At 59.1% G+C, this 25746-nt stretch carries 29 protein-coding genes; 9 read left to right on the top strand and 20 right to left on the bottom strand.

All coding sequences use genetic code 11. The annotated features are described in order from the left end of the window. Positions 1-72: 72 nt before the first annotated feature. On the bottom strand, positions 73-882 hold the full coding sequence (locus HGP17_RS12520; protein ID WP_168810060.1) for an SDR family oxidoreductase: 810 nt from the start codon (positions 880-882) through the stop codon (positions 73-75). 6 nt (positions 883-888) lie between these two features. Beyond that, positions 889-2082, bottom strand: coding sequence for a phytanoyl-CoA dioxygenase family protein (locus tag HGP17_RS12515; RefSeq protein WP_168809339.1), 1194 nt, complete (start codon positions 2080-2082; stop codon positions 889-891). A 125-nt stretch (positions 2083-2207) separates the two neighbouring features. Between HGP17_RS12515 and HGP17_RS12510 the strand changes: the two genes are divergently transcribed. Continuing rightward, positions 2208-3209 (top strand): substrate-binding domain-containing protein, encoded by a 1002-nt coding sequence (locus tag HGP17_RS12510; protein WP_246704076.1) that lies wholly within the window; start codon positions 2208-2210, stop codon positions 3207-3209. Between the two features lie 6 nt (positions 3210-3215). Here HGP17_RS12510 and HGP17_RS12505 read toward each other — a convergent pair whose 3' ends face one another. From HGP17_RS12505 to HGP17_RS12480, 6 genes are all read right to left on the bottom strand, one after another. Beyond that, positions 3216-3710: an invasion associated locus B family protein gene (locus HGP17_RS12505; protein WP_168809335.1), complete on the bottom strand. Its 495-nt coding sequence runs from the start codon at positions 3708-3710 to the stop codon at positions 3216-3218. A gap of 116 nt (positions 3711-3826) precedes the next feature. After that, positions 3827-4210, bottom strand: coding sequence for a hypothetical protein (locus HGP17_RS12500; RefSeq protein ID WP_246704075.1), 384 nt, complete (start codon positions 4208-4210; stop codon positions 3827-3829). A 447-nt stretch (positions 4211-4657) separates the two neighbouring features. Then, positions 4658-5659, bottom strand: a complete 1002-nt coding sequence (locus HGP17_RS12495; RefSeq protein ID WP_168809333.1) for a hypothetical protein — start codon at positions 5657-5659, stop codon at positions 4658-4660. Positions 5660-5763: 104 nt separating this feature from the next. Continuing rightward, complete coding sequence (locus HGP17_RS12490) at positions 5764-6363, bottom strand: TetR/AcrR family transcriptional regulator (protein WP_348648928.1); 600 nt, start codon at positions 6361-6363, stop codon at positions 5764-5766. An 11-nt stretch (positions 6364-6374) separates the two neighbouring features. Continuing rightward, positions 6375-6791 (bottom strand): hypothetical protein, encoded by a 417-nt coding sequence (locus tag HGP17_RS12485; RefSeq protein WP_168809329.1) that lies wholly within the window; start codon positions 6789-6791, stop codon positions 6375-6377. A gap of 8 nt (positions 6792-6799) precedes the next feature. Further along, positions 6800-7243 carry a hypothetical protein gene (locus tag HGP17_RS12480; protein WP_168809326.1) on the bottom strand — a complete coding sequence of 148 codons (444 nt, stop codon included), beginning with the start codon at positions 7241-7243 and terminating at the stop codon, positions 6800-6802. Positions 7244-7697: 454 nt separating this feature from the next. Between HGP17_RS12480 and HGP17_RS12475 the strand changes: the two genes are divergently transcribed. Beyond that, the gene (locus HGP17_RS12475; RefSeq protein WP_168809324.1) at positions 7698-9023 is read left to right on the top strand and encodes an MFS transporter; all 1326 of its coding nucleotides are present in this window, start codon (positions 7698-7700) and stop codon (positions 9021-9023) included. Positions 9024-9200: 177 nt separating this feature from the next. Continuing rightward, positions 9201-9827 carry a LysE family translocator gene (locus HGP17_RS12470; protein WP_205925952.1) on the top strand — a complete coding sequence of 209 codons (627 nt, stop codon included), beginning with the start codon at positions 9201-9203 and terminating at the stop codon, positions 9825-9827. 21 nt (positions 9828-9848) lie between these two features. On the opposite strand, the gene HGP17_RS12465 is transcribed toward HGP17_RS12470, so the two are convergent. Beyond that, positions 9849-10640, bottom strand: coding sequence for a helix-turn-helix transcriptional regulator (locus HGP17_RS12465; RefSeq protein WP_168809322.1), 792 nt, complete (start codon positions 10638-10640; stop codon positions 9849-9851). A gap of 106 nt (positions 10641-10746) precedes the next feature. Here HGP17_RS12465 and HGP17_RS12460 point away from each other — a divergent pair, with 106 nt between their 5' ends. Continuing rightward, positions 10747-11931: an MFS transporter gene (locus HGP17_RS12460; RefSeq protein ID WP_246704074.1), complete on the top strand. Its 1185-nt coding sequence runs from the start codon at positions 10747-10749 to the stop codon at positions 11929-11931. A gap of 24 nt (positions 11932-11955) precedes the next feature. Here the strand turns inward: HGP17_RS12460 and HGP17_RS12455 are convergent, their stop codons facing one another. After that, positions 11956-12636, bottom strand: coding sequence for a GNAT family N-acetyltransferase (locus tag HGP17_RS12455; RefSeq protein ID WP_168809318.1), 681 nt, complete (start codon positions 12634-12636; stop codon positions 11956-11958). Continuing rightward, complete coding sequence (locus HGP17_RS12450) at positions 12633-13127, bottom strand: MarR family transcriptional regulator (RefSeq protein ID WP_168809316.1); 495 nt, start codon at positions 13125-13127, stop codon at positions 12633-12635. Before HGP17_RS12450 ends, HGP17_RS12455 begins: the two co-directional genes overlap by 4 nt. A 374-nt stretch (positions 13128-13501) precedes the next feature. On the opposite strand from HGP17_RS12450, the gene HGP17_RS12445 reads away from it, so the two are divergent. From HGP17_RS12445 to HGP17_RS12435, 3 genes are all read left to right on the top strand, one after another. Next, positions 13502-14041, top strand: a complete 540-nt coding sequence (locus HGP17_RS12445; RefSeq protein WP_168809314.1) for a GNAT family N-acetyltransferase — start codon at positions 13502-13504, stop codon at positions 14039-14041. Positions 14042-14165: 124 nt separating this feature from the next. Then, positions 14166-15269, top strand: a complete 1104-nt coding sequence (locus HGP17_RS12440; protein ID WP_168809312.1) for a heparin lyase I family protein — start codon at positions 14166-14168, stop codon at positions 15267-15269. A 102-nt stretch (positions 15270-15371) separates the two neighbouring features. Continuing rightward, positions 15372-16214, top strand: coding sequence for a S1/P1 nuclease (locus tag HGP17_RS12435; RefSeq protein ID WP_168809310.1), 843 nt, complete (start codon positions 15372-15374; stop codon positions 16212-16214). Positions 16215-16231: 17 nt separating this feature from the next. On the opposite strand, the gene HGP17_RS12430 is transcribed toward HGP17_RS12435, so the two are convergent. The 5 genes from HGP17_RS12430 to HGP17_RS12410 all read right to left on the bottom strand — a co-directional run bounded on the left by HGP17_RS12430 (position 16232) and on the right by HGP17_RS12410 (position 19932). Continuing rightward, positions 16232-16732: an HPP family protein gene (locus HGP17_RS12430; protein ID WP_168809308.1), complete on the bottom strand. Its 501-nt coding sequence runs from the start codon at positions 16730-16732 to the stop codon at positions 16232-16234. A 65-nt stretch (positions 16733-16797) separates the two neighbouring features. Next, positions 16798-18000 (bottom strand): NAD-dependent formate dehydrogenase, encoded by a 1203-nt coding sequence (locus HGP17_RS12425; protein WP_168809306.1) that lies wholly within the window; start codon positions 17998-18000, stop codon positions 16798-16800. Between the two features lie 220 nt (positions 18001-18220). Beyond that, entirely contained in the window at positions 18221-19165 is a 945-nt protein-coding gene (locus HGP17_RS12420) for a LysR family transcriptional regulator (RefSeq protein ID WP_168809304.1), read from the bottom strand. A gap of 160 nt (positions 19166-19325) precedes the next feature. Further along, positions 19326-19670: a type II toxin-antitoxin system RelE/ParE family toxin gene (locus HGP17_RS12415; protein WP_168809302.1), complete on the bottom strand. Its 345-nt coding sequence runs from the start codon at positions 19668-19670 to the stop codon at positions 19326-19328. Beyond that, the gene (locus tag HGP17_RS12410; protein ID WP_168809301.1) at positions 19657-19932 is read right to left on the bottom strand and encodes a type II toxin-antitoxin system ParD family antitoxin; all 276 of its coding nucleotides are present in this window, start codon (positions 19930-19932) and stop codon (positions 19657-19659) included. The genes HGP17_RS12415 and HGP17_RS12410 overlap by 14 nt, the downstream gene beginning before the upstream one ends. Positions 19933-20122: 190 nt before the next feature. On the opposite strand from HGP17_RS12410, the gene HGP17_RS12405 reads away from it, so the two are divergent. Then, a complete protein-coding gene (locus HGP17_RS12405) occupies positions 20123-20698 on the top strand; it encodes a TetR/AcrR family transcriptional regulator (RefSeq protein WP_168809298.1) in 576 nt (191 codons plus the stop codon). Between the two features lie 46 nt (positions 20699-20744). Here the strand turns inward: HGP17_RS12405 and HGP17_RS12400 are convergent, their stop codons facing one another. Genes HGP17_RS12400 through HGP17_RS12390 form a run of 3 tightly spaced genes read right to left on the bottom strand, consistent with a single transcriptional unit; the run spans position 20745 to position 23638 of the window. After that, the gene (locus HGP17_RS12400) at positions 20745-21650 is read right to left on the bottom strand and encodes an intradiol ring-cleavage dioxygenase (protein WP_168809296.1); all 906 of its coding nucleotides are present in this window, start codon (positions 21648-21650) and stop codon (positions 20745-20747) included. 54 nt (positions 21651-21704) lie between these two features. Continuing rightward, positions 21705-22766, bottom strand: coding sequence for a maleylacetate reductase (locus HGP17_RS12395; RefSeq protein ID WP_168809294.1), 1062 nt, complete (start codon positions 22764-22766; stop codon positions 21705-21707). Beyond that, positions 22763-23638: a dioxygenase gene (locus HGP17_RS12390; protein ID WP_168809292.1), complete on the bottom strand. Its 876-nt coding sequence runs from the start codon at positions 23636-23638 to the stop codon at positions 22763-22765. The genes HGP17_RS12395 and HGP17_RS12390 overlap by 4 nt, the downstream gene beginning before the upstream one ends. Before the next feature lie 98 nt (positions 23639-23736). Between HGP17_RS12390 and HGP17_RS12385 the strand changes: the two genes are divergently transcribed. Beyond that, entirely contained in the window at positions 23737-24687 is a 951-nt protein-coding gene (locus tag HGP17_RS12385; RefSeq protein ID WP_168809290.1) for a LysR family transcriptional regulator, read from the top strand. 14 nt (positions 24688-24701) lie between these two features. On the opposite strand, the gene HGP17_RS12380 is transcribed toward HGP17_RS12385, so the two are convergent. Continuing rightward, complete coding sequence (locus tag HGP17_RS12380) at positions 24702-25730, bottom strand: AraC family transcriptional regulator (RefSeq protein WP_168809288.1); 1029 nt, start codon at positions 25728-25730, stop codon at positions 24702-24704. Between the last annotated feature and the right edge of the window lie 16 nt (positions 25731-25746).

Raw genomic sequence — 25746 nt, 5'->3', positions numbered from 1 at the left:
GGCCAGCGCTCCACAGCAACATCAAGCAGACTATCAGCGGGAGGGTCTCCTCCTTCCGTTGATCTTCATGGCTCACATCGCTTTTTCCGGGTGCGGCGATCCCTCATAGGCACCCCAGATCGACTGATCGAAATTGATCGTGGCGCCGGTCATCAGGCCGGATTCCTGCGATGATAGGAAGGCGACAGCGCGCGCAACCTCGGCGGGATCGACCAGCCGCCCGAACGGCTGCTCGGCCGCTGCCTTCGCTAGCCAGTCTTCCGCAGCGCCGTGATATTCGCGCTGAATGCGATCCTCGCCATCGCTCGACATCCAGCCGATATTGAGAGCGTTGACCCTGATCCGGTTCTTAAGCAGGGAGAAGGCGGTATTCCGGGTCAGCGTGTCGAGCGCGCCCTTGGAGGAGCAATAGGCGCTGATGAAGGGCTGGCCGGCCATCGCTGACATAGAGGAGATGTTGACGATCGTACCTTCGATACCATTGGCGATCATGTTCTTGATCGCGTCCTGCATCAAAAAGAACGGCGCGCGCACATTGACGGCAAACATGCGGTCGAACAGAGCCGGATCGGTATCGAGAATGGTGCCGCGATCGGTAATGGCGGCAACATTGACGAGTGCATCGATGCGGCCGAACTTTTCGGCCGCTGTCGCGATGACCTTGCGGCAGTCCTCGACCTCACCGAGATCGGCGCTGACAAAGGCGACCGGGATTCCATAGCGATCACCAATCTCCCGCGCCTTGGCTTCACCCTTGGCCACACTGCGGCCGCAGATCGTCAGGCCGGCGGCACCACGTTCGGCAAAGAGCCGGGCGACTTCCGCGCCCAGCCCCTGCGTGCCCCCGGTGACGACGGCAAATTTTCCATCCAGTCGGCTCATCATGTCTCAAGCCTCCCTGCGTGCGGCATGGGCGGCGATCAGCTCGGCAAACTGGTCCGCGCCCGTTCCGGCGTCGATTGCCTCGGCCATGATCTGCGCCTGGGTTTTCGGCGCAAGCCCCCCGACCGGCGGATCGCTGTCGAGATTGGTCGGAAAGGCATAGCCCTCGGCCGTCGATGCGATCACATTGGCAGCGTCCACGCGGCTCAGTGTACCGGCATCGAGCGCGGCAAGAAGTGCGGGATAGACCGTCACCGACATGCGGGTGCGGTTGACGCTCTCCATCGCCCGCCCGAAGGCCGAGGACACCTGAAGGAGATTCGCCATGCGATAGATGTCTTTCGAGACATTGTTGCCGGCGCCGTGCATGACGGCTGGATTAAAGAAGACGGCATCGCCCTTCTCAAGCGGCAACTGTACATGATGCTCGGCAAAATAAGCCTGGAACTCGGGCCGGCCGAAAGCGATATAGCCTTCGAAGAAGGTCTGCGAATAGGGCAGGAACAGCGTCGGCCCGCTTTCAAGCGGCATATCGCAATGCGCGACGGCCCCCTGCAGCGTCAGCAGCGGCGAGACCGCATGGATATGGCCGGGATAGGCCTGCATCTGCTGCGGCGACATGAAGCCGAGGTGATAATCGCGATGCGGCTTCTGCGCGGTGCCGCCGGGATTAACGCGGTTCATCTGCGCGGTCATCTGGTAGCCGACACCGAGCCAGGCTTCCGACACCAAAGCGACCGCAGTCGAGGCATAATAGCGGGCAAAATTCTCCGGATCCGCCAGGCAGTGTTTCTCTAGTGCATTCCAGATGCGATCATTGGCGCCGGGCTTGGCGAAGTGATCGCCGGCACCCTTGCCCTTCTCCTTTTCCTCGCGGACGATGGCTTCGAACACACTGGTTGCGCGATCGACGACCGAAGTATCGGGCATGGCATTCTTGATGACGATGATGCCTGGCCCTGAGGTGAAGGCTTCCACCCACTCGGCCATCAGCGCGCGACGGTCGTCTTCATTCTCTGCGGCGCTTCGAACCGTGTCGCCATCATAGATGAGGATGTTTTTCTCAATGCCTGCCGCCAGCGGCCAATCGGCCGGATTGGCGGTCTTTTCGACCAACGACTTGAAGGTATCGAAATTGCCGCAATCGGCCGACAGCCAAACCTTCTGGCTGCGCCTGCTGGCGAGCGTCTGAGCGTCCATGATGATCTCCTCCCGAAGTGATGTTGGACTATGGGATTGATCGTAGCCCCGCATCGACCTATGAGAAAGATGGAAAACACCTCAAAAATACCTCAGAAAGAGCTGCTTTGAAATCGCGGTTCCCATTGAAAGACATCGCTCTGCAGGCCGGTCTCAGCCTTGCGACGGTCGACCGGGTGATGCATGAGCGGGAAGGCGTCCGCGCCGTTACGCGCGCGCGGGTCGCAGCGGCAATTGCCGAACTCGAGCGGCAATATGTGCAATCCGGCCTGGCGGGCCGACGCCTTGTGATCGATGTCGTCATGGATACGCCACAGCGCTTCTCCGCCGCCGTCCGCGAAGCCTTCGAGGCCGAATTGCCCGGCATGCGACCTGCCTCATTTTCCGCACGATTTCATGTGGCCGAAACGATGAGCGAGCCCGAGCTTCTGGCGATCCTGCGCACCATACGTCGTCGCGGCAGCCACGGCGTGGTGCTCAAGGCTCCGTCGACGCCGGCAATTGCCGATCTCGCCGCCCAACTCATGGCGGCAAAAATCCCCGTGGTCACGCTGGTGACCGATCTGCCTGAAGATTCCCGCATCGGCTATGTCGGCATGGACAATCACGTCGCGGGCGCAACGGCCGCTTATCTCCTCGGCCGCATGGTCAAAGACAAGCCGGGCAAGGTTCTGGTGACGTTATCGAGCAGCCTTTTTGCCGGCGAGGACGAGCGCGAACGGGGATTCCGCGATGTGCTCGCGGGGCACTTCCCTCACCTTTCGGTGGTGCGCATCTCAGAGGGCTTCGGCGTCGATCGAACGACGGAGCTTCTCGTGCGCGATGCGCTGGAACGCGAGCCGGACATTCTCGCGGTATACTCAGCCGGCGGCGCCAATCGTGCGATAGTCAAAGCCTTTGCCGATGCGCGGCGCGCGTGCGCGGTCTTTGCCGCACACGACCTTGATCAGGATAATGTCAGGCTTCTCGCCACCGGCGAGATCACCTTCGTCATCCATCACGATCTGCGTCACGATGCCCGCAGCGCCTACCAGCTCATGCTCGCCTATCACCCGATGCTACCGGCCGACTTCCAGGTCGCGCCGTCGCGCGTCGCCATTGCAACTCCGTTCGAGGTGATGCACTGATCCCGCCTATCCGAGGACTGTTTCCGCCCGCGCGAGAGCGCTTGCAAAACCGTTGAGGGAAACGGGGAACGTTACGATCTGCGCTGTATCGGCCGCAATGGCGTGGATATGCAGCGTTTTACCGGACTTGATGAGAGAGAGGCGCAGGGCATCGATGTCGAGGTCGACGATGCATCCGACGGGCAGAGCGGTCCGGAACGGGATGGCGGGTGCGCGACTGCCTTCATCGACCTGCAACACCACACCCTTCTGAAACAGCAGACCAAACGGCAAAACCAGCGTTCCCGTTACCTTGCCGGCTTCCGGCCGCAACTCGACGAGGAGGACGCGCTGCCGCGTTTCATTATGAATTTGTTCCTGCACGATAACGCAGGATTTCTGCGATGCGCTCACATTGGCCTGAACGGAGCCGACAACGAGCCAATCTCCGTGGACTTCGCGCAAGGCATCGGCGCCTCCCGGCAAGCGGATGGTGGGCTCATTGATGATCTGATCGGTCATAGCAATACTTTCATGAATATTGGCACAAGGTGGTAGAAAAAGCGGTAGGTAAATGGCTGACGACAACACTTGTTCCTGCAATGACGAAGGTTCGGCATCGCCCCCTCAATCGCCGGTTACTTGGTGAGTTCTGCAATCCGGGTGAGCGCGCCTGAAAGTCCCTTGAGGGACACTACGAATGTCAGCGGCTTGACAGGATTGGCCGCCGTAACCTGCCGGCCGCTCAAGCTCTTTGCAACGCGTGCCTCGTCTTCGGAAAAGCCTTGCAGGCCACCCTCGACCTTAACGGTTTTCAGACGCACGGTCAGCTTTTCCGCGCCCTTCGGCGCTACAGGGCCGGTGTCTTCGGGAATGACGACACCGCTGCTCTGCTTCTGAAGCTGCGGTTCGAAAGTCTGCGACGTCACCTGCGAGGCTGTTTGCGAAAACGCCGCAGGCGCAAACGCCGACAGCGCCGCGGCTGCCGTCCCCGCCAGAAGCGCAAAGCGCAGCGTCCACACTCTCCATATCCTTACAGGCACGATAGTCATTCCCCTTCAATCGCTTTCATCAGTCCGTCATGCCAGACGGGGTCAGCCAGCGCCGCCACGCTGAACCGATCGTCTTCGTATCCCCAGGAAACCGACCGCTTTTTGCCCTTCGGTCAGATCCTCAAGAGAAGGCACATGCGGCCTCGAACCCGATAGCGTGACGGTAGAAAGATTCCGGTTCGTCGTCTCCGTCCATTTTTGACACGTATCGAGGCACCGCCTGTCGCCGCGATACCGGATCGGTATCCTCGCGATCACGAATAAATCCGTCGATGAAATGTCATGATGAAAAAGCGCGCGCCTGCCCGGCTATTTGCAACGCGTCGCGATCTCGCGGATCTGCTTCCCGCGCTTTACGTTTTCTCACGTTGCGCAATCTCTATGACAAAGCTGCTGGGCACTTTTGCGCGATAGGCTTTAGTCGCGGCTGCTGATCAGCAGCCACTTGTATTGAAGCGGATCGTCGGACCGAACGGCGTGATTGAGCGCTTCCCCCAGGAGATGCACGGTCTCGATTGCCAGAAGGCCGGCTCCGATGAGATGGGCCTGCTCGTGGTTGGCGATCGCCACTTCGAAAAGACCGAGGGGATAGGTGAAGGCCCACGACCAGCGCGGCAACAATCTCGACGGCAGGCGTGCGCCGCGCAGGTAGCCGTTGGCATCGTCGATCGCCGTCTTGATATGGTTGAAATCGATCCGTCCCGCCCGAAGCTCATTGGACCAAGAGCGGATCTTTGCCCGCCACGCCTCAATGCGCGGACTGTCGCGCAAATCGAGAGCTTCGGAAAATGTGCCGGGAGACGGCACTTCGATCTGGTTCTCGAAATAGAACTTCACAATCGCCAGATCAGCGGGCTCCGCTTCGTCCTGTTGCGTGCGTGAACCGATAATATCGGGCAGGATCTGGCTGTAGGTCGGAATGCCGCGCCGGGTCAGTTCCAGGCTGACGGATGCCATGGTGAACTCCAACTCGATCTCGTGAAGCTGCTGGCCTTTGGCAAACCACCGCACCCGCTCCGGGATCTCGCCGAGTTCGGCCGTGATCTCATCGAAATCGGTCGGCGTCAGGACGATGTTGCGCGCAGCGAGATTGCACAGGATGAGGTTCTTGAGCGAACGAAGCTCATTGATCTGGTAGCGTCCCATGGGCCGAATGTTTAAATCCGGTGCTACGTGGCCGATCCAGTGGAGATGCCCCTCGATCGGCCTCGGATCGATATCGAGATCTGGAGGCAGCAACGGCTCCTCGGCAAGAACGAACATCTCGAGCGCCCGCCGCTGATGAGCGGAGCTGATCCAGCCCTCCTCAAATCCCTCTTTGAAACGGTGGCGTATGAAGGGACTTTCGGCCGCGCTCATGCGCGGATCGAAATAGAGCGCATGCGCAAGATTCCACGCCGGAAAACGATGGAAGAGCATGGGACATCCTCGTGTGATGACTCTGGCTGCATCTTCTCCCACCATAGCAAAAGCACTTGTCGACTGCGATCCGTTTCCGCTTGGACGGCTGTCATCCTATCGGATTAAGGGCTGACCGAACGTCGACAGAAATCGGTCACGGCCCGGACGAGCTTGTCGCGATCGACTTTCGGTCCGTCGGCAAGACAATCGTCGACGGCACCATGCATGGCGTTGAACAGCATGACGGCGGAAAGACGGGCGTCGACGAAAGAAAACACCCCTGCCTCCCTGCCCTCAAGCAGAAAGGACGAAAGGCGGATGACGATGGGATTGGCGCGCTTCATGCCGCGTTTGGCCGGTTGAAACTGATGAAACACCACATCGTGGAGCGCCACCTCGTCAAGATATCCGAGCACCAAGGTTTTCATCCAGTCGTCGAGGCGGTACATCCAGCTCTCGGAGGCCGCTGCGGCGGCCGCAGCATCGACCTTCTCGCAGAACCGCTCGATGAAACGCGCTTTGAGAGCAGCGAGAACATCGTCCTTCGTCTGGAAATAAAGATAGAACGTACCTTTGGCGACATCGGCCGCCTCAACGATTTCAGCGACACTTGTCGCGGCAAAGCCCTTTTCCAGAAACAGGCGCTGCGCTGCGTCCATCAATTCCTCGCGACGAATTTCCGGCGGTTTGGTGCGCGGGCGCTGGCGTTCTGCGACGGTCACAGGCTCTCCTTTTAAAGGCTTTCTATAGTCAGGCCCGCCGGCGCGAGAACGGTTCGACACAACCATTCCACAGCAGGCAGGCTCTTCTCAAAGATTTCTAACGGCATATCGAGCGGAAGACGAGCAAGACTTTGCCGAACAGCCTCAGTTATGGCTGTCGGAGCAACGATGGCAACCCCGAGAAGCGAGCGTTGCAAGGCATCTCCCACGCTCTCGATACGTTGCGCAACCAGTTGCGACAGCATCGCATCTCCTCGCAAAACCGGGTCGCAGGCAGCGATCAGCAGAAGCGCAAACGGCTGTTGCCGCTCCTGCCAGCGCTGGATCCGATCGAGCGCGGAAGAAACGCTTGCTGCATCCATCGGCGCCTCTGCAACCAGAATGGCGAGCGGCCAATGCGTTTCATCGCATTCCAGCTTTATCGACACGGTCATCCTCATGACGGTCTGCACATCGCGTTCATGCTGCGCAAGACATTGCCCATCTCCATGGGGCGTCCAAGCGTAGCGGATAGAGACGCCAGCCACATCGTGGCCTCGTTGACATCGTCGAACATCTGCGCGGGCACGCCGAAGAGCTTTTCGGCATTCATCCGGCTCATCTCTTCAAGGGCGGATGAAGGAACGACCGTCGCCATGCCGATAACGAGCTGCCTGATACGCTCTCCATTGGATTGAAGCCAGGCCTTGGCCTCACGAGCGCTGCCTTCGGGGCGGCGGAGCGCATCGCTATCGGTAAAGACGCGCAGCGTTGCGAAAGTCTCGCCGCGGTCCAGCCATGCCGTCCAATCGGACAGAAAATCGAGCTGCTCGTCGAGCGACATCGCGCCCTGGGCGGCGGAAAGTACGAAAGGCCAATGCGAAAGGTCGTGGCGGATCATGGTCATTATTCCTCGGACATCATGAGACAGAGGCGAACGCCTTCGTCCCCCAAGCGTTTCCAGCTGTCTCTCACGCCTCTCTCCTCGCCGTCAGAGCGCCTGCGAAAATGCTTAGAGCTCGCTAAAAGTCCTGATTGATTGTGATGCGCATCCATCCCAACGCTCCAAATAGTGGGAACGCAAGAGATATGACTGACCGTCGGTCATTTGTAAAGACACCTCGCATGATGGCGGTGCTAGGCCCTCCAGAAAGCATGGCCAAGACGAATGGCCGCCTTCAAAACAGTGGACATCGCCCTTGATCTTTTCATCCATGAATATAATCTGCGTATATGGAATCCATCGCCGCTGGCAGCGATGATCGATAATGGCCGGATGACAATCCGGTGAGGATGGGGACGAGCGCGCGGAAGAACGTACCGCCTGGCTCATTTAGCCGTCCGGGAGGAGTGACATGACTAATGACAATCCGGCGCTGCAGAGCGCCGTGCGCAAGGCGACCATGCGCCTTTTGCCTTTTCTGGGCGTGATGCTGATCCTGAACTTTCTTGATCGCTCCAATGTCGGCTTTGCAAAGACAGCCTATCAGGCGGATACGGGAATTTCGGATGCAGCCTACGCTTTCGGTGCCGGAATTCTCTATCTCGGCTATGCGACCTTCGAGGTGCCGAGCAACCTGATCATGCAGCGGGTCGGCGCCCGTTTGTGGCTGAGCCGCATCATGATCACCTGGGGACTTGTCTCTGCCTGTATGGTCTTTGCCCACACGGCGACGAGCTACTATATCGTCCGCTTCCTGCTCGGCGTTTGCGAGGCCGGCTTTTATCCCGGCGTCCTTCTTTACCTGACCTATTGGTTTCCAGCTAAACAACGCGCCAGGGCGACCGGCCTGTTCTATCTCGGAATCCCCCTGTCGCTGGTGATCGGCGCACCGCTTTCGGGCTGGCTGCTCACGCACCATGATGTCTTCGGCCTGACCAACTGGCAATGGATGTTTGCGGTCGAGGGCATTGCGGCGACGATCGTCGGGATCCTCGCTCTCTTCTTCCTCACGAGCCGCCCCAACGAGGCAAAGTGGCTGACGACCGAGGAGAAAAATGCGCTGAACGCCGTGATCGAAGCGGAGGAGCGCGGCAAGCTCTCCGAAGTGAAGCACTCCGTCTTCAGCGTGCTGAAGGATTGGCGCGTTCTTGCCTTCATCGGCATCTACCTGTTCATCCAGATCGGCGTCGGCCCGATCACCTTCTACCTGCCCGCGCGCCTTGCGCAGGCACTGGGAGGCGGCGTCAACACCTGGGTTGGCGTGCTGCTTGGCCTGCCCTGGCTCTGCGCGCTCTTTGCAACCCGCTTCTTCACCGTCTATGCCGACAAGCACGATAATCACCGCATCGTCTGTATCGCCATGCTGACGGCCGGCACGATCGCACTCGGCATGATCGGTCTTACGATGAACCCATGGGTCATGGTTATTGCCGCCTGCATCGCCGTTCCGGGGCTGGCCTCGTCTCAGCCGGTCTTCTGGAGCCTGCCGACCCGCTATCTCGGCGGCGTGGGCGCCGCCAGCGGCATTGCCTTCATCGTCTCGCTCGGCAATCTCGGCAGCTTCGCCTCGCCGCAGATCAAAGCCTATGTCGACGCGGCTACCGGCAATGGCGATATCGGCTTTTATATCCTCGCCGCTTGTTGCTTCCTGTCGGTTGTCTTGTTGATTGCGCTTGGCTCGCACCGCCGCTGGATCGTGGACGCGGAGCCGGCATCGCAGGGCGCCAGCACGCGTTGAGCCCGCCGCTGGCAAGATAGCATGATGCGTTCCCGGCTTTGACCGGGAACGCATGCAAATGCGAACGGCACCACGCACGCTTTGCAATTGCGTGAGAAGCGTCTAGTCTCCGATCTCTCTTGAACTCGACGCGGAACCGCCACTCCTGAGGCATGTTCGCTGAACCGTGAGAAATCGATGATCAGCTTCGGTGTTTTGACAACCTATATCGTCGTCGTCATGGGATTGATGATCATTCCAGGGCCGGCGACATTGCTGACGCTTGCACGAGCCGTCAGCGGTGGCCGCCGCACTGGACTGGCGACCGGCCTTGGGATCGCCACGGGCGACCTTCTGCATACAATGATGGCCACGTTCGGATTGTCGGCCTTGCTCGCCACGTCGGCGCTTGCGTTCGAAATCGTCAAATTCGCCGGCGTCATCTATCTGATCTATCTCGGATTCAAGGCCTTCGTCGAAAAGGCCGGCAGCCTCGACATGCCGGCCGCGCAGGCGATCACGCCGACACGCGCCTTCCGGCAGGGCTTTTTCACCGAAATTCTCAACCCCAAGACCGCGCTGTTTTTCCTCGCGTTTCTACCGCAGTTCATCCACCCGGAAAGCGGCTCCGTCATCGTGCAATTTGCGCTGCTGGGCGCCATCTTTGTCGGACTCAGCATCACCGTTACATCGCTGCTGGCGGTCGGAGCCGGCTCGATCGGCGGCTGGCTTCGCCGAAACCGCAGCGTCGGTCGCTGGCAGGGAAAGGTCATCGGGACGATCTACGTCGCCCTTGGACTGCGCCTCGCCCTCCAACAGCAATAGTTCCCCGCGCTGGAGAACTTCTCAGAGAGCGTCGTGCGATGCTTGATTGCGTGCGATTTCACGCGGTGCATATCCGAAAGCACGCTTGAACATCGATGTGAATGCTGCGGGGTTCTTGTAACCGAGGTCCAGCGCGATAGTTGTGACCGGCACCCCCACGACCAGCCTTGGAAGCGCCGCATGCAGGCAAGCCTGCTGACGCCACTCGACGAAGCTCAGTCCCGTTTCCAGACGGAACACACGGGTGAATGCACGTCGGCTCATGCTCAGGCGGCTCGCCCATGCGTCGATCGTGTCGTGAGCGCTCGGATTAAGAAGGAAGTTTCGGCATTTCTCTGCCAGCAGCGGGTTGCGCGGCAGCGGCAAGCTCAGGGGCAACGGCTTCAATCGCGCCAACTCGTGCAACAGCAGCGCCATCAATGCCCCCGATCGATCGTTGGGGTCGTATTCCACCGGAATATCGACAGCTTCAGCGATCAAGGCCCGCAGCAAAGGTGATATCTCCACCACCTGGCAGCGATCCGGCATGGTCTCTATCGCGTATGGCTCGATATAGACGCTGCGCATACTGACATCGCCGAGCATGCGCACGCTATGGACGACGCCCGGCGGGATCCACATGCCTCTTTCCGGCGGCATGACGAGGGTACCGTCCGGCGTGGTCGCCAACACCACACCGGAGAAACCATAGAGCAACTGCGCCCGACGGTGTTGATGCGGTTCGACGCGATGGCCGTCCTTATACTCGTTGCCCAGCGCCACCAAAGGACGCTCGACATCGATGAAAAGATCAATCCGGCTATTCCTGACCATTTTGGCCCAGTCTCGTAACAATTAAGCCTAATCGCGGTGGCGGGCGATTGACTGTTTCAATATCAGCGTGGCAGACGAATTGAAAGCGAGTGCCATGAGCCAGGTCATGAACGCGCCCCGCGCGGCCACCACACTATATCCGATTCTTATGGTCGCCAGCCTCGGCCATTTTCTGAACGACATTACGCAGGCCCTGTTGCCCGCGAGCTATCCGGTATTGAAGACCGGCTTCGATCTGAGCTTCGCGCAGCTCGGCGTGCTCACATTCGTATATCAGGTCACGGCGTCGATCCTGCAGCCGTTTGTCGGGTGGTACACGGATGGAAAGCCCCAACCCTATTCTCTCCCCTTCGGCATGGTCTGCAGCTGTGCGGGCATGCTGACGCTCGGCTTTGCACCAAACTATGCCGTTCTGGTCATGGGCTCGGTGCTGCTTGGATTTGGCTCCTCGATCTTCCATCCAGAGGCATCGCGCATCGCGCGGCTGGCGTCCGGCGGCAAGCATGGTTTTGCGCAATCGGTCTTTCAGGTCGGCGGCAATTTCGGCACGTCGCTCGGTCCGCTGCTGGCTGCCTTTTTCATTCTGCCGCATGGGCAGCGCGGCATGGCGTTCCTCGCCATTCTGGCTTTCCTCGGTATCCTCATCCTGAGCGGCCTCGGCCGTTGGTACCAGATGCATGGACAGGGACTTCGCGCTCCGGCCAAGTCCGGCAAGAAGCACAAAGCTCTCAGCCTGTCGCGCACCCGCGTGGGGCTTGCAATTGCCGTGCTGATCGCATTGATCTTCTCGAAATACTTCTACCTCGCAAGCTTCACCAGCTACTACAATTTCTACCTGATGGACCGGTTCGGGCTTTCCGAACGCTCGTCCCAGCTGTGCCAGTTCGTGTTCTTCGCTTCGGTCGCCTTCGGAACGATGATCGGCGGTCCGGTGGGCGACCGGATCGGCCGCAAGAAGGTTATCTGGGGCTCGATCCTGGGCATCCTGCCGTTCACGCTTGTCCTGCCACATGCCAGCCTTGAGGTCACCGTTGTCCTCAGCGCGATCATCGGCACCGTCATCGCTTCGGCATTCTCGGCAATCGTCGTCTATGCCCAGGAACTCATGCCGGGCCGCGTCGGCATGGTCTCAGGTCTGTTCTTTGGCTTTGCCTTTGGCATGGGCGGCATTGGCGCTGCGGCGCTGGGCGTCCTAGCCGACCACACGAGCATTGAATTCGTCTTCGAACTCTGCGCATTCCTTCCGCTCATTGGCCTCCTGACCATCTTCCTGCCCAACGTCGAGGATTGAAAGCGGAACAATCAGTCCGAGACCTCAATCACGGCGCTTGACGATCCGCAGGTTCATCTGTGACCGCAGGCGGAAGCCGAGCGCCGTGTAAAGCGAGATCGCCGAGGTGTTTGCCATATAGGCATGCAGATACACGGTCTCGCCTCTGGCGGAAATCTCGCCGGCGACGAAGCGGAACAGCAGCTTGCCGAAACCACGCCCCTGGAAATCGGGATGCGTGCAGAGGCCGCTAAGTTCACCAAAGCCAGTTTGCCGCAGGCGCTGGCCGCCCATCGCAACAAGGCGGCCATCAACCTTCATACCCCAGAATGTGCCGAGGTTCTGGGCGCGCAAAGTAAACGGGCCTGGCTTGGTCAGCGTCGCCAGATCAAGCATCTCCTGTGCATCAGCCTCCGTCAACGGTTCGATCCGGCTGTCCGATATCCGCGGATAAGACTGCTCAGCCACCATTTGTACGAGAGTGGCCTCCGAAATCGTCTGCAATCCCTCGGGAATCAAAACCGGCCCGGCCTCGACAATCGCCATGACTTCACCGACAGCGGGCAAACTCTGCAAGGCTTCCAGGCTTTCCGTCGAATTGTCGGCAGATGCTGCGAAAGGCACGATGGAGGGCGGATAGCGCTTGGCTTTGTCGCCACCTTCGGCCAATGCGGCATGTCCAGTTTGAAGAGCACTCCAGACCGGACGATCGAGGATGTGTGTCATAGTTTCTGTTCCTTTTGGAGATTTCCCCGACGTATGAGAGGTGCCGACGCCAGACCATCTTCGATCGATGCAAGATGTTGCAGGATCGGGGCCGAGAGATCGCCGCAGAGCTCGGCTACAGCCTGTTCGATACGTGGCCAGACCAGGCGCTTAGAATAATCGACAAGTTCCTGACCGATCGGGGTCAGCGAAATCAATCTGCGACGTTGATCCTCCGACGAAGCCTGCATGCCGACATAACCAAGCTCGAGTAACTGCGAGACCGTGCGCGTCGCGCCAGGCTGTGTGATGCCGACGGCCTGCGCCAGTTCGCCGACAGTCAACGGGCCATCGCGATCGATCGCCGCCAGAAACGGATATTGCGCTGCCTGGATGGAAACACCGAGCTCTTCGATGATCTGCTGCGTATCGGCCTGAAGCCGCTCGCCGATCCGGCGGAAACGGCTGCCGAGACACAGCAGGCCAAGCGATTTCACGACATCGTCAACCACGACGCTCTCCTCATCTTCATCTCATACCTATTTATATAACTTGTTATATAAATATCGTCAATCGATTGACGTGCTTCTTCTGGGATGCCGATCGGTGGGATATCGCGCGGGAACAGGGCCGCGCGCAAAAGGGGGTTCGTCCTCATGAATGGAACGCTGTCGCGCCCGGCCCTGCGTGACTCGCAGGCCGCGCCTGCAAGAGGCGGCGCTAATGCTTGTCGATTGCGGCAAGAAATAGGCTATCAGGAAAGAATACTCAGCAGAAACCGCTTGCATAGGAGCCATGCATTTCAAGTATAAATCGACCAATAGCTTGCCGGGGCGCCGGAAAAGCTTAATTTGTCGATGCTATTCAAAAAGGTAGGAGAACGCCGATGAGGCCTAGCACCATCCCGCGTTCGACGCTCGATACACCCCGCCTTCGGCTGCGCCCCACATCGCCGGCCGACGCGCAGCGCGCGTTCGAGATCCAGACCGATTGGGATGTAACGCGCATGCTCAGCCATGCTTCATTTCCGCCGAGCCTAGCGGCGATACGAAGCTGGTTTTCCATTCACGAGAAAGAATGGGCCGAAGGCACCGCCTATCGCTTCGCCATAGAGAATGACGGCCATATGATCGGTATCGTCGATGTCGATGAGATTTCAGGCAGCGAAGGCAGCCTGGGTTACTGGTTGGAAAAATCGAGTTGGGGCCGAGGTTTCGCCTTTGAAGCAGCGGAGCGACTGATACGTTTCGTATCCGAGGACATCGGCTTGTCGCGGCTGACCTCGGGGCGCGCAGATGATAACCCTGCATCCGGTCACGTCCTGACGAAGCTGGGCTTTATCAATACCGGAAGCAAGGAAACATTTTCGAACGCCCGAGGCGGCAACCTCCTTCAGCAGCGATACGCGCTGGTTCTCAAGCGCTGACGAAAAGGCGGACGTCGGAGCCTCGCGGCAAAACCTTTTCAAGAAATTTTCGTGACACGCTTCAACTTATTAGGGCAGCTGCTACAGTCCATTGCAGTGCATCTGTTCGACTCTGGGGGGCCTAATGAGCAGATCGATTCTATGCGTTTGGCTTGTTCTTGCAGCCGGCGGCGTCTCGGCTAAAGATCTGTATGATACCTTCGATTCAAAGGCATTGGATGCCTCGAAGTGGACGACGCAGGAGATATTTCCAAAGCAGTTCGACTTTATCACGCCGGGCCGATGCGGCGCTGCGGCAATCGAGATCACGACGCGCGATGGAGACAACGGTATCAAGTGCGAGGATGACTGCCAGCGAGCCGAATTGAGGACGGCAAAAGCCTCGTGGCCAAGCTTTGGCGATGAGGTCTGGTATTCGTTCAGCTTTCGCATCAACGGGGATGTCCCGGCAACAGGGAGCGCCCGTTCGGTTATCGGCCAGTGGAAGGGACCCGGCGACCAGAGCCCGATGATTGCGCAGCGCTTCGACAATGGCGTTTTCCATATCACAGTTCAGGACAACGAAATCCGGCGCGTCATCGCAAAGGCGGAAGGCGATCCGGATCTGCTCGTGGCCGCACAGGATTCGCTCGCAAAACTCGATCCGCGCGACGAACGAACGGTGAGCGCGGTCAAATCGCTGCAATCGCTCGACCTGCTCGCGAAGAACCAGCCGGATCTGACACATAAGTTCTTCCGTGAAGGGCTGCTGCAAACGCTTCGCCCCGACGACAATCCGGCCGAAAGCAAGGAGCTGTCGAAAAGCCTCGGCCTGAAAGACAGCTCGCTGGTATCGCAGTTCAGCGCACTTTCCTTCGTCGCCGAGCCTGAGAAATATATCGGCAGCGCAAACATCGCCATCCTTCCGGAAGCAAACAGACAGCTTCCAGATCCACGCAAGGGTTGGGTCGATATGGTCTATCGCGTCAAGCCGGGACGGACCGACAACGAATACGGGCCCAAAACGCCGGGTGAGATCGACATCTGGGCGAACGGCGAAAAGATCGTCTCCGTCCGTGGCAATCTTGGCGCTACGCTGAAGAAAGACACGCCGTTGCCGCTGGATGGTCCCTACTTCAAATTCGGCATCTATCGCCTGCGCATTCCCGGAACCTTCGGCTTCCAGTTCGATGAATTCTCGCAGGCATCGAGCAGGACAGGATTGGCGCCCCTTTGCGCCGCACATTGACGACATGGCCGCATCAGGAACTGTTTGTCGACCGCAGCGCCCGGCGTGCAAGACCCGTAACAACGGTGCCCTGTTTCGTTCCTCTTGAAAAGGATATTCATGATGACACGATCAAGAACCGCAATGCTCGCATTGTCATTGCTCATCCCTTTCTCAGGCAGCAACGCCTACGCTTGGGGAGATCGCGGTCACTCGATCGTCGCCGAAATCGCCATGCGGCATTTAAGCCCCAAGGCGGCGGCCGCGGTCCGGGAAGTGCTCGGATCGGAGTCGATGGCATCGGTCGCGAGTTGGGCGGATGACTATAAGAATACGCCGGAAGGAAAAGCGACCAAGCCATGGCACTATGTCGACATCGACATCGCAAGGGATCGATATTCGGCCGATGATTGCTCCCGTGACGGATGCCTGGTGACCGCGATGACCGATCTCGCGTCCAACATAACCGACACAAGCCGCGATCCCGCCACACGCCGCAAGGACCTTCTTCTCCTCATCCACCTTGTGGGAGATTCGACGCAGCCGCTTCACTGCGGTGAAAAGAACGGCGACGGCGGCGGCAACACGATTTCGGTGATGATGGAACTGAATGCACCGGATCAGCACGCGCTGCCGATAGGTACCGTGCCTCTGCACGCGGTCTGGGACGATTATCTGGTCGGAGCCGCCGAGTGGAGTTGGGGCGCTTATGTTCAACGGCTGGAGGACCATGTCGTCCCTGGCATTGCAACGCCACCCACCGATGCGAAGTTTGCGAGCGAATGGATCGACGAGTGCCATGCCGTCACGCAAGCGGTCTATCGCCTGACGCCGCCGGCAGCCGCCGATGGCAAGATACACATCGGCCCGGACTACCAGTCTGCAGTGCACGCTATTCTCGACAAGCAACTGGCAACAGGCGGACTTCGGCTTGCAGCGCTTCTGAACGCCAAGCTGGCGAAATAGAAGCTCAACACGTCGCCTCAGGCCGGATAGGCCCTACTTGAAACGAAACGATGATAGCAATAGGCCGCGGCAACGATCAGAATGGTGCCAGCAAGCATGGGCGTCAACAGAAATGACCACGACGCTCCGGTGGCAAGCACAACGATCGGATCAGCGCCTGCTGGCGGATGAAGTGTTTCGGTTGCCTGCATGGCAGCAATCGCAAGTCCCACCGCAAGCGCAAAGGACAGGGGATGGGCTCCGAGCAGCCCGAAGATCGCTATGCCGATAAAGGCCGAGATAAGGTGGCCGCCGATGACATTCCTCGGCTGGGCAAGCGGGCTTTGCGGCAAGGCAAAGACCAGTACGCAGCTGGCGCCGAACGGCGCCACCAGCAGAAGCATTCCAAGCGCCCCGCTCAACTGCGAGAGAATGTAGATAACGAGGAACCCGCCAAAGCCAGAGATCAGCGCCGGTTTGACGCGACGTCCGATGCGCATGCCTAAGTGTGGTTCAGATACACTGTTGAGATCGGTCATAAATCATTCCGCTTGATCGAAGAGGAAAAGGGAGCGCGGCAAAAACCGCCACGCCCCCAAGGCTCTCAGCCACGCTTGAACTTGGCAGCTTCTTCAGACCCGCCAGTGGCGTTGCCGGCGCTGTAAGAATGGGCTCCCGTTCCGGCCAGCTTGCCCCCGTCGACGATCAGATATTCATCACGAATGGGGCGACCTTCGAAGAAGCATTCGAGGATTTCGCGCGTGCCGGCCGCGTATCGGGTCTGCGCCGAAAGCGAGGTTCCGGAAATATGCGGCGTCATCCCATGATGCGGCATGCTCCGCCAAGGGTGATCCTTCGGCGCGGGTTGCGGGAACCAGACGTCGCCGGCATAGCCTGCAAGCTGGCCGCTCTCGAGCGCCCGGGCAATCGCATCGCGATCGCACAGCTTGCCGCGTGCCGTATTGACGAGATAGGCCCCGCGCTTGAAGCGCTTCAGGGTCTCGTCATTGATCATGTGCTCGGTTTCTGGGTGCAGCGGGCAATTGAGGGTGACGACGTCGCAAACCTCGTACATCTCCTCGCGGGTCGCATGCCAGGTCAGGCCAAGCTCCTTTTCCACGGCTTCGGGCAGGCGATGGCGATCGGTGTAATGCAAATGCATGTCGAAGGGCTTCAGACGCTTCAACACGGCAAGTCCGATACGACCAGCGGCCACGGTGCCGACATGCATGCCTTCGACATCGTAGGATCGCGTCACGCAATCGGCGATATTCCAGCCGCCCTTCACCACCCACTGATAGGATGGAATGTAATTGCGCACGAGACCGAGGATCATCATGACGACATGCTCGGCCACGCTGATCGAATTGCAGTAGGTGACTTCCGCGACGGTAACGCCACCATCGATGGCGGCTTGCAGATCGACATGGTCTGAGCCGATGCCGGCAGTCAGGGCAAGCTTCAGGTTCTTCGCCTTGGCGATGCGCTCGGCCGTGAGATAAGCTGGCCAGAACGGCTGCGATATGACGACATCGGCATCGACAATCTCGCGCTCAAGCACAGAGTCCGGTCCGTCCTTATCAGAGGTTACGATGAGAGTATGACCGTTCTCTTCCAGATATTTGCGCAGACCCAGCTCGCCGGAGACGCTGCCGAGAAGCGTGCCCGGCTGGAAATCGGTGGCCTTCGGCGTCGGCAGTGTCTGGCCGCCGGGATAGTGATCGATCTTCGGCAGATCATCCCGCGCATAGGATTTCGGATAACCATCGATGGGATCGTCGTAAAGAACGCAAACTACTTTAGCCATGTTCGTTTCCTCAGCTGCGACAACAGGAAACACTCCCGGAAACGCGTGTCATCACGCGCCGGTTGCGGAGATCGCTTCTCTCAGAAATTGACACCATCAACCGCGGCTGACGATGATCACTCGCTGTGTGTTCCCTAAAGCCGTGTTCCGTGCAATCGGAACCTCGTTTCAACAGTGAGGATGCTTTCACAGCGGCCTGTTGCTCGCAAATGAAAGGTTTTTACCGCGCGATAGAGGATATCGATGACGCGGGAACGGCCACGTGCCGATCGAAATCGGCGTCGAAATCAGCGCCCTGCAAGGCGCGTTCCAACGCCTTGGTCATGGGCGATTGTGGAGATCTGTTCGAAATCACCAGCCCCAAGGCCTGCCGATGATGCGGTTCCACAAGCTCGATGGAAACGAGATCGGTCTTGTCGCCCAGAATATAGAAAAAGGTATGGGGGACGATGCTGCACCAGAGGCCATTGCGGATATGCGCGCAAACGGCCAGGAACGAATTGCTGACAACCGGCGGCTTCAGGACGAGGCCTGCGGAGGCCACGATGCCGTTCAGAATTCGCCTGTTCTGCATGTCCTCGCTCAAAAGGCATAGGGGTTGCGAGGCGGCCTCCGCCCAGTTGAGTGCCCGCCGCCTCGCCAGAGGATGATCGGCGCGGCAAACGAAGACGTATCTCTCGTGGTACAGCAACAGCCGCTGAACATTCTCCAGCGGCTCATTTTCGAGGTAGGTGAGGCCGCCATCCAGCTCGAATGTATCGAGCCCATGCTGGATGGCACGCGATGTCATCGATTTGATCTCGATGGTGGCATCCGGATTTTCTGAGCTGAAGCGCTCGGAAAGAAACGACACTGCAGCCATTGCCGCGGGCACGACACCCAGCCGCAATGTGCCAGATAGCCCCTTCTTCGAGCCGGCGATCTCCTTGTGCAGGCTGTCATAATCGAAGAGGATCTGTCGACCCCATTCCAGCACGCGCTCCCCATCCGGCGTGAGCCCCATATAACGATTGCCACGCGCAATCAGCGTGACGCGTAGATCATCCTCAAGCTTGCGAATGGCCGCCGACAGGGTCGGCTGCGTGATGTGGCAGAGCTCGGCCGCCCTGGCGAAATGCTTTTCCTCCGCCAGTGTCACGAAGAACGAAAGATGTCTGATCAGCACGGGTCGGCTCCCATCCATGTAGCGTTATATTTCATGGAATATAACGCTACATGGATCAAGCCTTTTTCCACCCATTGCATATGGGATCGCTATCTCGGATTACGCTTGCATCTTTTACCGCGATGAAAACCGGGAGGCCTGACGCCGGCGGGATGCCGCCCTATTCTTCCAGCATGCGCGCCAGCATATGGCGTATATGATCCTGACCGCCGAAGAAAATGGCGGCAATGACGATCGTCTTTCGCTGCTCTTCCGGCAAAAACCAGATGGCGGCCTTGTCACGTCTCAGGAAACGGATACCCGGACGGATGTCCGGCCGCAGGGTTCCGATATAGGGCGTGTCGACCAGTCGATCGACTTCGGATCGCAACTGACGAACACGGCCGGCGGCCCGTTCCCAGGCTTCTTCCGATGTCTCTCCAAGGGCTCCGTAGGCAGCCAGCAGGTGATCGAAGATCAAATCGAAATCGCGAACCGCCTGAAGGGAATATTCAAGATTCCACACGCAGGGCTCGCCGCTTGCGTTCGATCATGTCTTCGACATGATTGGCCATATCGGCGGCGGAAACTCTCGGTCCGTCCAGCCGGCGTCCGATCAGAGTGCGAAGAGCTTCCGTCTCGGCGGCTTCCGCTTCGGTTTTCTGGCGAAGCAGCTCCAGCCCCTGCTGGAGAACCGAACTCAGGCTCGAATAGCGTCCCGTATCGACGAGGGATCGCGCAAACGCGTCCTGCTGCTCAGTCAAAGAGATCGATGATTTGACACTCATGAAGCCAACTCCTTATGCCGATAAGGTGCTACTCAGTCGCACACATGTCAATGTTGCCCGACCCAGAATCGCGCTAAAAGATGATCTGGTGCCGCAATGGGCACCAAATATCACGCAGCCAAGATCTGCCATACCGACCACATCAATTGAAAATTGACTGTTTCGGTCGCCCCATGTTAGGCCCTTTGACATGCCCAAGCCAACCAGAGCTGAAATCGACGCCGAGATCCTCGATTATGCCGCAGGACTGTTCGCGAAGCATGGTTTCGCCAACACATCGTTGCAGCAGATCGCCGATGCGGTCAATTACTCAAAGGCCGGCCTGTTGCATCACTATCCCAGCAAGCAGGCGCTTTATGATGCGGCGATGAAAACGAGCCGCGATCATATGGAAGCGTTGCGCGCCAGTGTCGAAAACCTGGCTCCGGGGATGGAGCGCGACCGCGCCGTTATCGAGGCTTCCGTGTCCTTTGCCTATGACTGGCCGGGAATATCGGCGTTCCAATACCGACTGGCGGATCACGGTCAAAACGCCGATCCGGAGATGATCGAGCATGGGATGATCATGTATGCTGCGCTCGGCATCGACATGCAAACGGTCGAGCAGGAGCGGATCGTCCGCGTGACCAGCGCATTCACCGGCCTTGGTATCACGGCATCCGTCGCGGTAAAGGCAGATCTCAAGCGGGAATGGCGCGGCCACATTGTCGCGGCCGCAATGGATGCCCTTGGTCACGCAAATAGCGGCTCACGGAAGACCAGCTAAATAGCGCCGTTACACAGATCTGCTTGCTCTTTGCCTGCAAACAACGTCAGCCTTCGTTCCGCTTGCCTAACGTCCGATCGGGCGCCAGCACGAAGTCGTGCTCTACCTGCCAAAAGCTGTTTGCAAATCCCAGCTCCGCTGCCCGCACAGTGTCTTCGGTCAACCTAAATTCCGCAAGCAGGCTTTCCTTGACGCCGAACACCGCGTCCGAGTGAATATACGGATCATCCGGATCGAAAATGTGGGTCGTCAGCGTCTCGAAACCGGGAGCCTTGATGATGTAGTGCAGATGGGCCGGGCGATAGGGATGGCGGCCGAGCGCTGCCAGCAATTGGCCAACCGGCCCATCGTCTGGGATCGGATAGTATTTCGGCTTCACCGCCCGGAACCAATAATGTCCGTCGCTGCCGGTGCGAAAGACGCCGCGCAGATTGAAGTCCGGCTGGATACCCTTCTGCTGGACATCGTAAAAACCTTCGTCATTGGCTTGCCAGACATCGAGCACCGCATTCTCGATCGGTTTGCCGTCGGTATCGAGAATGCGCCCACTAATCACCATGTCCTCGCCCTTTTGGTCGAGGCAGATGTTGGCGCCGATGGGCAATTCCGGGGCGTCAGCGACATGGAAGGGGCCGAGAACCGTGCTCTCCGAGGCGCCTGAGGGCTTGCGGTTATTGATTGCGTCGACCAGCATCGACACGCCAAGCACGTCGGAAAGCAGAATGAACTCCTGTCGCCAGTCGGTGCAGGTGTGACCCGTGCGGGTGAGAAAGAGGATGGCTTCCATCCACTCGTCCTGCGTTGGTTCCAGCTCCTTCACCGCCTCATGCAGCTTGCGCGTAACGACCTCCATTACCTGCTTCAGCCGCGCGTCGCGGGCGTTGGCATTGCGCCCCGTGACCACGTCGACGGAATTTTCCTCGGTAAAGTAGCCTTTTTCCTGCGCGCTCATGGTCACCTCAAAAATGAAAAATTGTCTCTAGCATACGGCGAAGCTCGCCTCGGCTCAGTTCTGCGGACGCTGGCCTTCCCATGCATCCTGCAGCAATCGCCGGATCGAGGCCAGGTCGATCGGGCGTGGGTTCCAATAGGGGTTGTCGACAGCAATTGACGCAGCGCGATCAAGATCGGCTTGGGTCAACCCAAACTCCCTGAGCGAGAGCGGCGCGCCAATCGCCTTGGCGAAATCCCATAATCCACCACCGATGGAGCCGCGGAAGATGCTGGCAGCCTCCGCGAGCTCGGAGGCTGCGGCGCCCGCATTGAACGCCGCCGTATGGGGCAGCATCACGGCATGGGTTTCCGCATGCGGGGTATCGAAGGATCCCCCTAGGGTGTGGCAGATCTTGTGATGCAACGCCATGCCGACCGTGCCCAGCACCGAGCCGCAAAGCCAGGCGCCGTAAAGCGCATCGCTACGCGCGTCCGCATTCCTCGGGTCTCTCACGATCGCCGGCAGACTACGTTGAAAGGCGCGTAAACCTTCGAGCGCCATCAGGCTCGAAATCGGATTGCGATCCCGCGCATAAAGAGCCTCGACGGCATGTGCCATGGCATTGAGACCGCTCGTCACGCTCATGGCAACCGGCAGTCCGAGTGTCAGCGATGGATCATAGACGACGATCTCGGGCAATATCTTGGCATCCCGCACGGTCGTCTTGCGGCCGCCCTCAGTCTGCCCAAGGATCGGCGTGACTTCGGAGCCGGCATACGTCGTGGGAACGACGATCTGATGGAGATCGGTGCGATAGGCAATCGCCTTACCAAGCCCTGTGGTAGATCCTCCGCCAAGGGAGACGACACAATCTGCATTCGTTTCCGACACCACCCTCATCGCCGATTCGGTCACCTCTACCGGCGTGTGCATGGTGGCTCCCGCGAAGACGCCGCAGGCAAGCGAACCGATATCCCGCGCAAGGGCCTCCGCGTCTGCCTTCTGATGCGGCGTCGACAAAATCAAAGCACGCCTGCAGCCGGCTTTCTCGATCCATTCCGACAGCGTCTTGAGGCTACCGGAACCAAAAACGATCTGCGCGGGGCTCCCGGCATAGGAAAAATTGAGTGTCATGCTGCCCTCCCCGGCTTGGCTTTAACCATGACAAAGGTCAGGTCGACGGCCTTGCCATCTTGCCCGTTGAATTCAATCTTTTCAAAGATGGCGACAAGCTCCGGCCGAACGCCGGAAAGGGCGTCCTCAGCAAGGTGCGGATCGCTTGCATCATAGATATGGGTCGTGATCGTGTCGAAACCTTTGGCACGCACGACAAAATGCAGATGCGCTGGCCGCCGCATCGAGTAACCTGCCCTCGCGAGCAATTGCCCGACAGGCCCATCATCGGGCACGCCATAACCCGCCGGCATCACCGAGCGATACGAGAAGTGGCCCTCGGCGTCCGTACGAAAAAGGCCACGCAGATTATGCTCCGGCTGGCGATCCGGCTGCTGGTTCTCATAAAAGCCTTCGCTATTGGCCTGCCAGGTGATGACTTCGGCGCCGGCAATCGGCAGACCATCAAGATCCTGCACGCGTACGCCAACCATCAACGGTTCGCCGATACCATCGAGAGAGATGGAGGAGCCCGATCCGCGCTCGGGCGTATCGCTGCGAAAAAACGGGCCGCGAATGGTGTTGGGCGTGGCCGCCTGCGGGCGCTTTGAATTGAGCTCCTCGACCAGCGTCGAAGCGCCGATGAGGTCGGAAAGAAGCACCCACTCCTGCCGTCTGTCATCCGAAGCGTGCCCGACGTCCGTCAGAAAGGCGATGAGCTCACGCCACTGATCGCGGGTGGGGCGGAATTCTCTGATGAGATCGTGAACATGTGTCACGGCGGCGAAAATCAGCCGCGACAGATCGCTTTCGTCCTTTGTGGAAAGACGGTTGGAAGATACACCTGACGATGTCGCTTCGCTCAATGTGAGCGCTTTCGGACGCTCCGCCATGCCTCTCCTCCAAAGCCTACCTCGCAGATTGACGCGATGCTAGCAGCCAAAGAGGCGTGGATTGATGATTTTGTTGAGCTTCAATATAACAGATCGTTATGAAAATAGACGAACGCCATCTCATCCAACTTGCTGCAGTGGTCAAGACCGGCGGCGTGACCGAGGGTGCCGCGCTGTTGGGTTTGGCACAGCCGGCGGTTTCGCGCACGCTGTCGATGTTGGAGAAGCGTGTCGGAGAACCGCTGTTCATCAAGGGCCGCAGGCCGCTACAGCCGACGCCACTTGGGTCGTCATTGGCCGAACATGGCCTCGTCATGCTGGCGGCTTCACGCAAGGCATCCGACCTCATGGAAAGTTTCAGGGTCGGCAAGAGCGGTGTCGTGCGGATCGGCGGAACGCCGTTTTTCATGGATGCGCTGATCTCCGGCCTTTGCGCGGAGTTCCAGGCGAGCCATCCCGACGTGCGGATCGACCAGAGCTACGGCTATTTTTCCGATCTCCGTGCGGCCCTCAAGGCAGACCAGATCGACCTTGCCATCTGCCCGATCGATCTTCTCGACGAAGGATCCGGCCTCGAGTTTCAGGAGATTCTTCCCGGGCGCAACGTCGTCGCTTGCCGTACAACGCATCCGCTCCTGCTGAAGCGCCGGCCGCAGCTGAGCCATCTGCTCGATTACCCCTGGGTCGCGCCTCCGCCGGGCAGCCCGTTGCTGACCGATCTACGCGCCCTATTGCTTTCGCTGGGCGCAACCGAGATCAAAATCCGTTTTTCCGGGGGCTCGCTGATGAGCGTGATCAACTATCTCAAGGCCGCAGATGCGCTGACGATCATGCCCCATAGCGTCGTCTTCGCACAGCGGAAGGAAAAGTCGATCACGGCGCTGCCAATCACCATTCCCCATCCCGAGCGTGCGCTTGCCATTCTCAAACGCATCGACACGCCGCGCGCACCTGCCGTGGAGCAGTTTGCCGCATTTGTTCGAACTGGTTTCCAGGATCTGCGGCACCTGATCAAACGCCACGAGGAATCCGTTATCTGGGGCCTCTGAAGACAGCGCCGACTTCAGGCGGGCCTCTCCTTTCGTTCACGCCATTGCAGCGGGCTCATATCGGTGACGCGACGGAATTCGCGGTTGAAGTTCGACTTCGTCTGAAAACCGACCTCGAACATGATCTCCGTCACCGGCCTGGCAGTTTTGCGGAGCAGTTCGCATGCCTCTGCCACGCGGAATTCATTGACGTATTGCGAAACATTCTTGGCCGTCGTGCGATTGATAGCCATGGATATCTGTCTCGACGGAATAGCGGCCTTGCGGGCGAGACGGTCAAGATTGAGATCCGGGTCCCGATATAGGCGCTTTGTCTCGAATAGCGACTGCAAAGCAGTCATCGTGTCCTTGTCTTCCGCCGTTTCGACTTGTGGCGGAGGATCGGCAGCCTCGGGGAAGCTGCGCCCTCGGCTGGCCACGGCACCCGCGATCGACAGGATGATCAGCGCGGCCAGATTTCCGGCCGTGATCATCAAAACCGCATGCTTTCCTGCCGTCCACACGAAATCGAGTGCGACGAAGATGTCGAGCGCGGCCGATAGCAGTAACGCCATCGCGGTAAAGACGAGGGCACGAAAGACCCTCGGCGCAGTTTCGAAAGATGTCGCCCGAAGCGCGTCAGGGCCTGACCGCATCAGCAGAAGTATGGCGGCGGCATAGCCGATGAAGATCATCGGCAGGAAGATATCGATGGCACTACGCCAGCTGACCACGAGCAAGGCAATCGATATGGCCGGCAGCGCATGCAATGCCAATGGTCGCGAGATTGGCGCCGGTTTCCGTGTCAGTTTGCGCACGCCGAGATAGGCCAGCGGCGGAATGATCGCCGCTCCAACCGGCGCGATATAGATGACCTCATCCACGCCGTATCCCCAGCGCAATCCGCCAAGAACGGATTGAAAGGCGCTCATCAATATCAGCGCCAGGAAGGGGCCGTTGCGCGGTGCCTCCTCGACGGCCGCCTGATCGCTTTCTCGGGCAACCACAACGAACAGCACGAGTAGCAGGATGGCGACGACGAACGGAAGCGGAATGAAGAGCATCGGAAACTTGGAATCA

Origin of the sequence: Rhizobium sp. P38BS-XIX (genome assembly GCF_012641435.1) — a bacterium.
In the GTDB taxonomy this organism is placed as follows: domain Bacteria; phylum Pseudomonadota; class Alphaproteobacteria; order Rhizobiales; family Rhizobiaceae; genus Rhizobium.
Note: the sequence above shows the minus strand (reverse complement) of the source record. Positions and strands in the feature narration are given on the sequence as shown.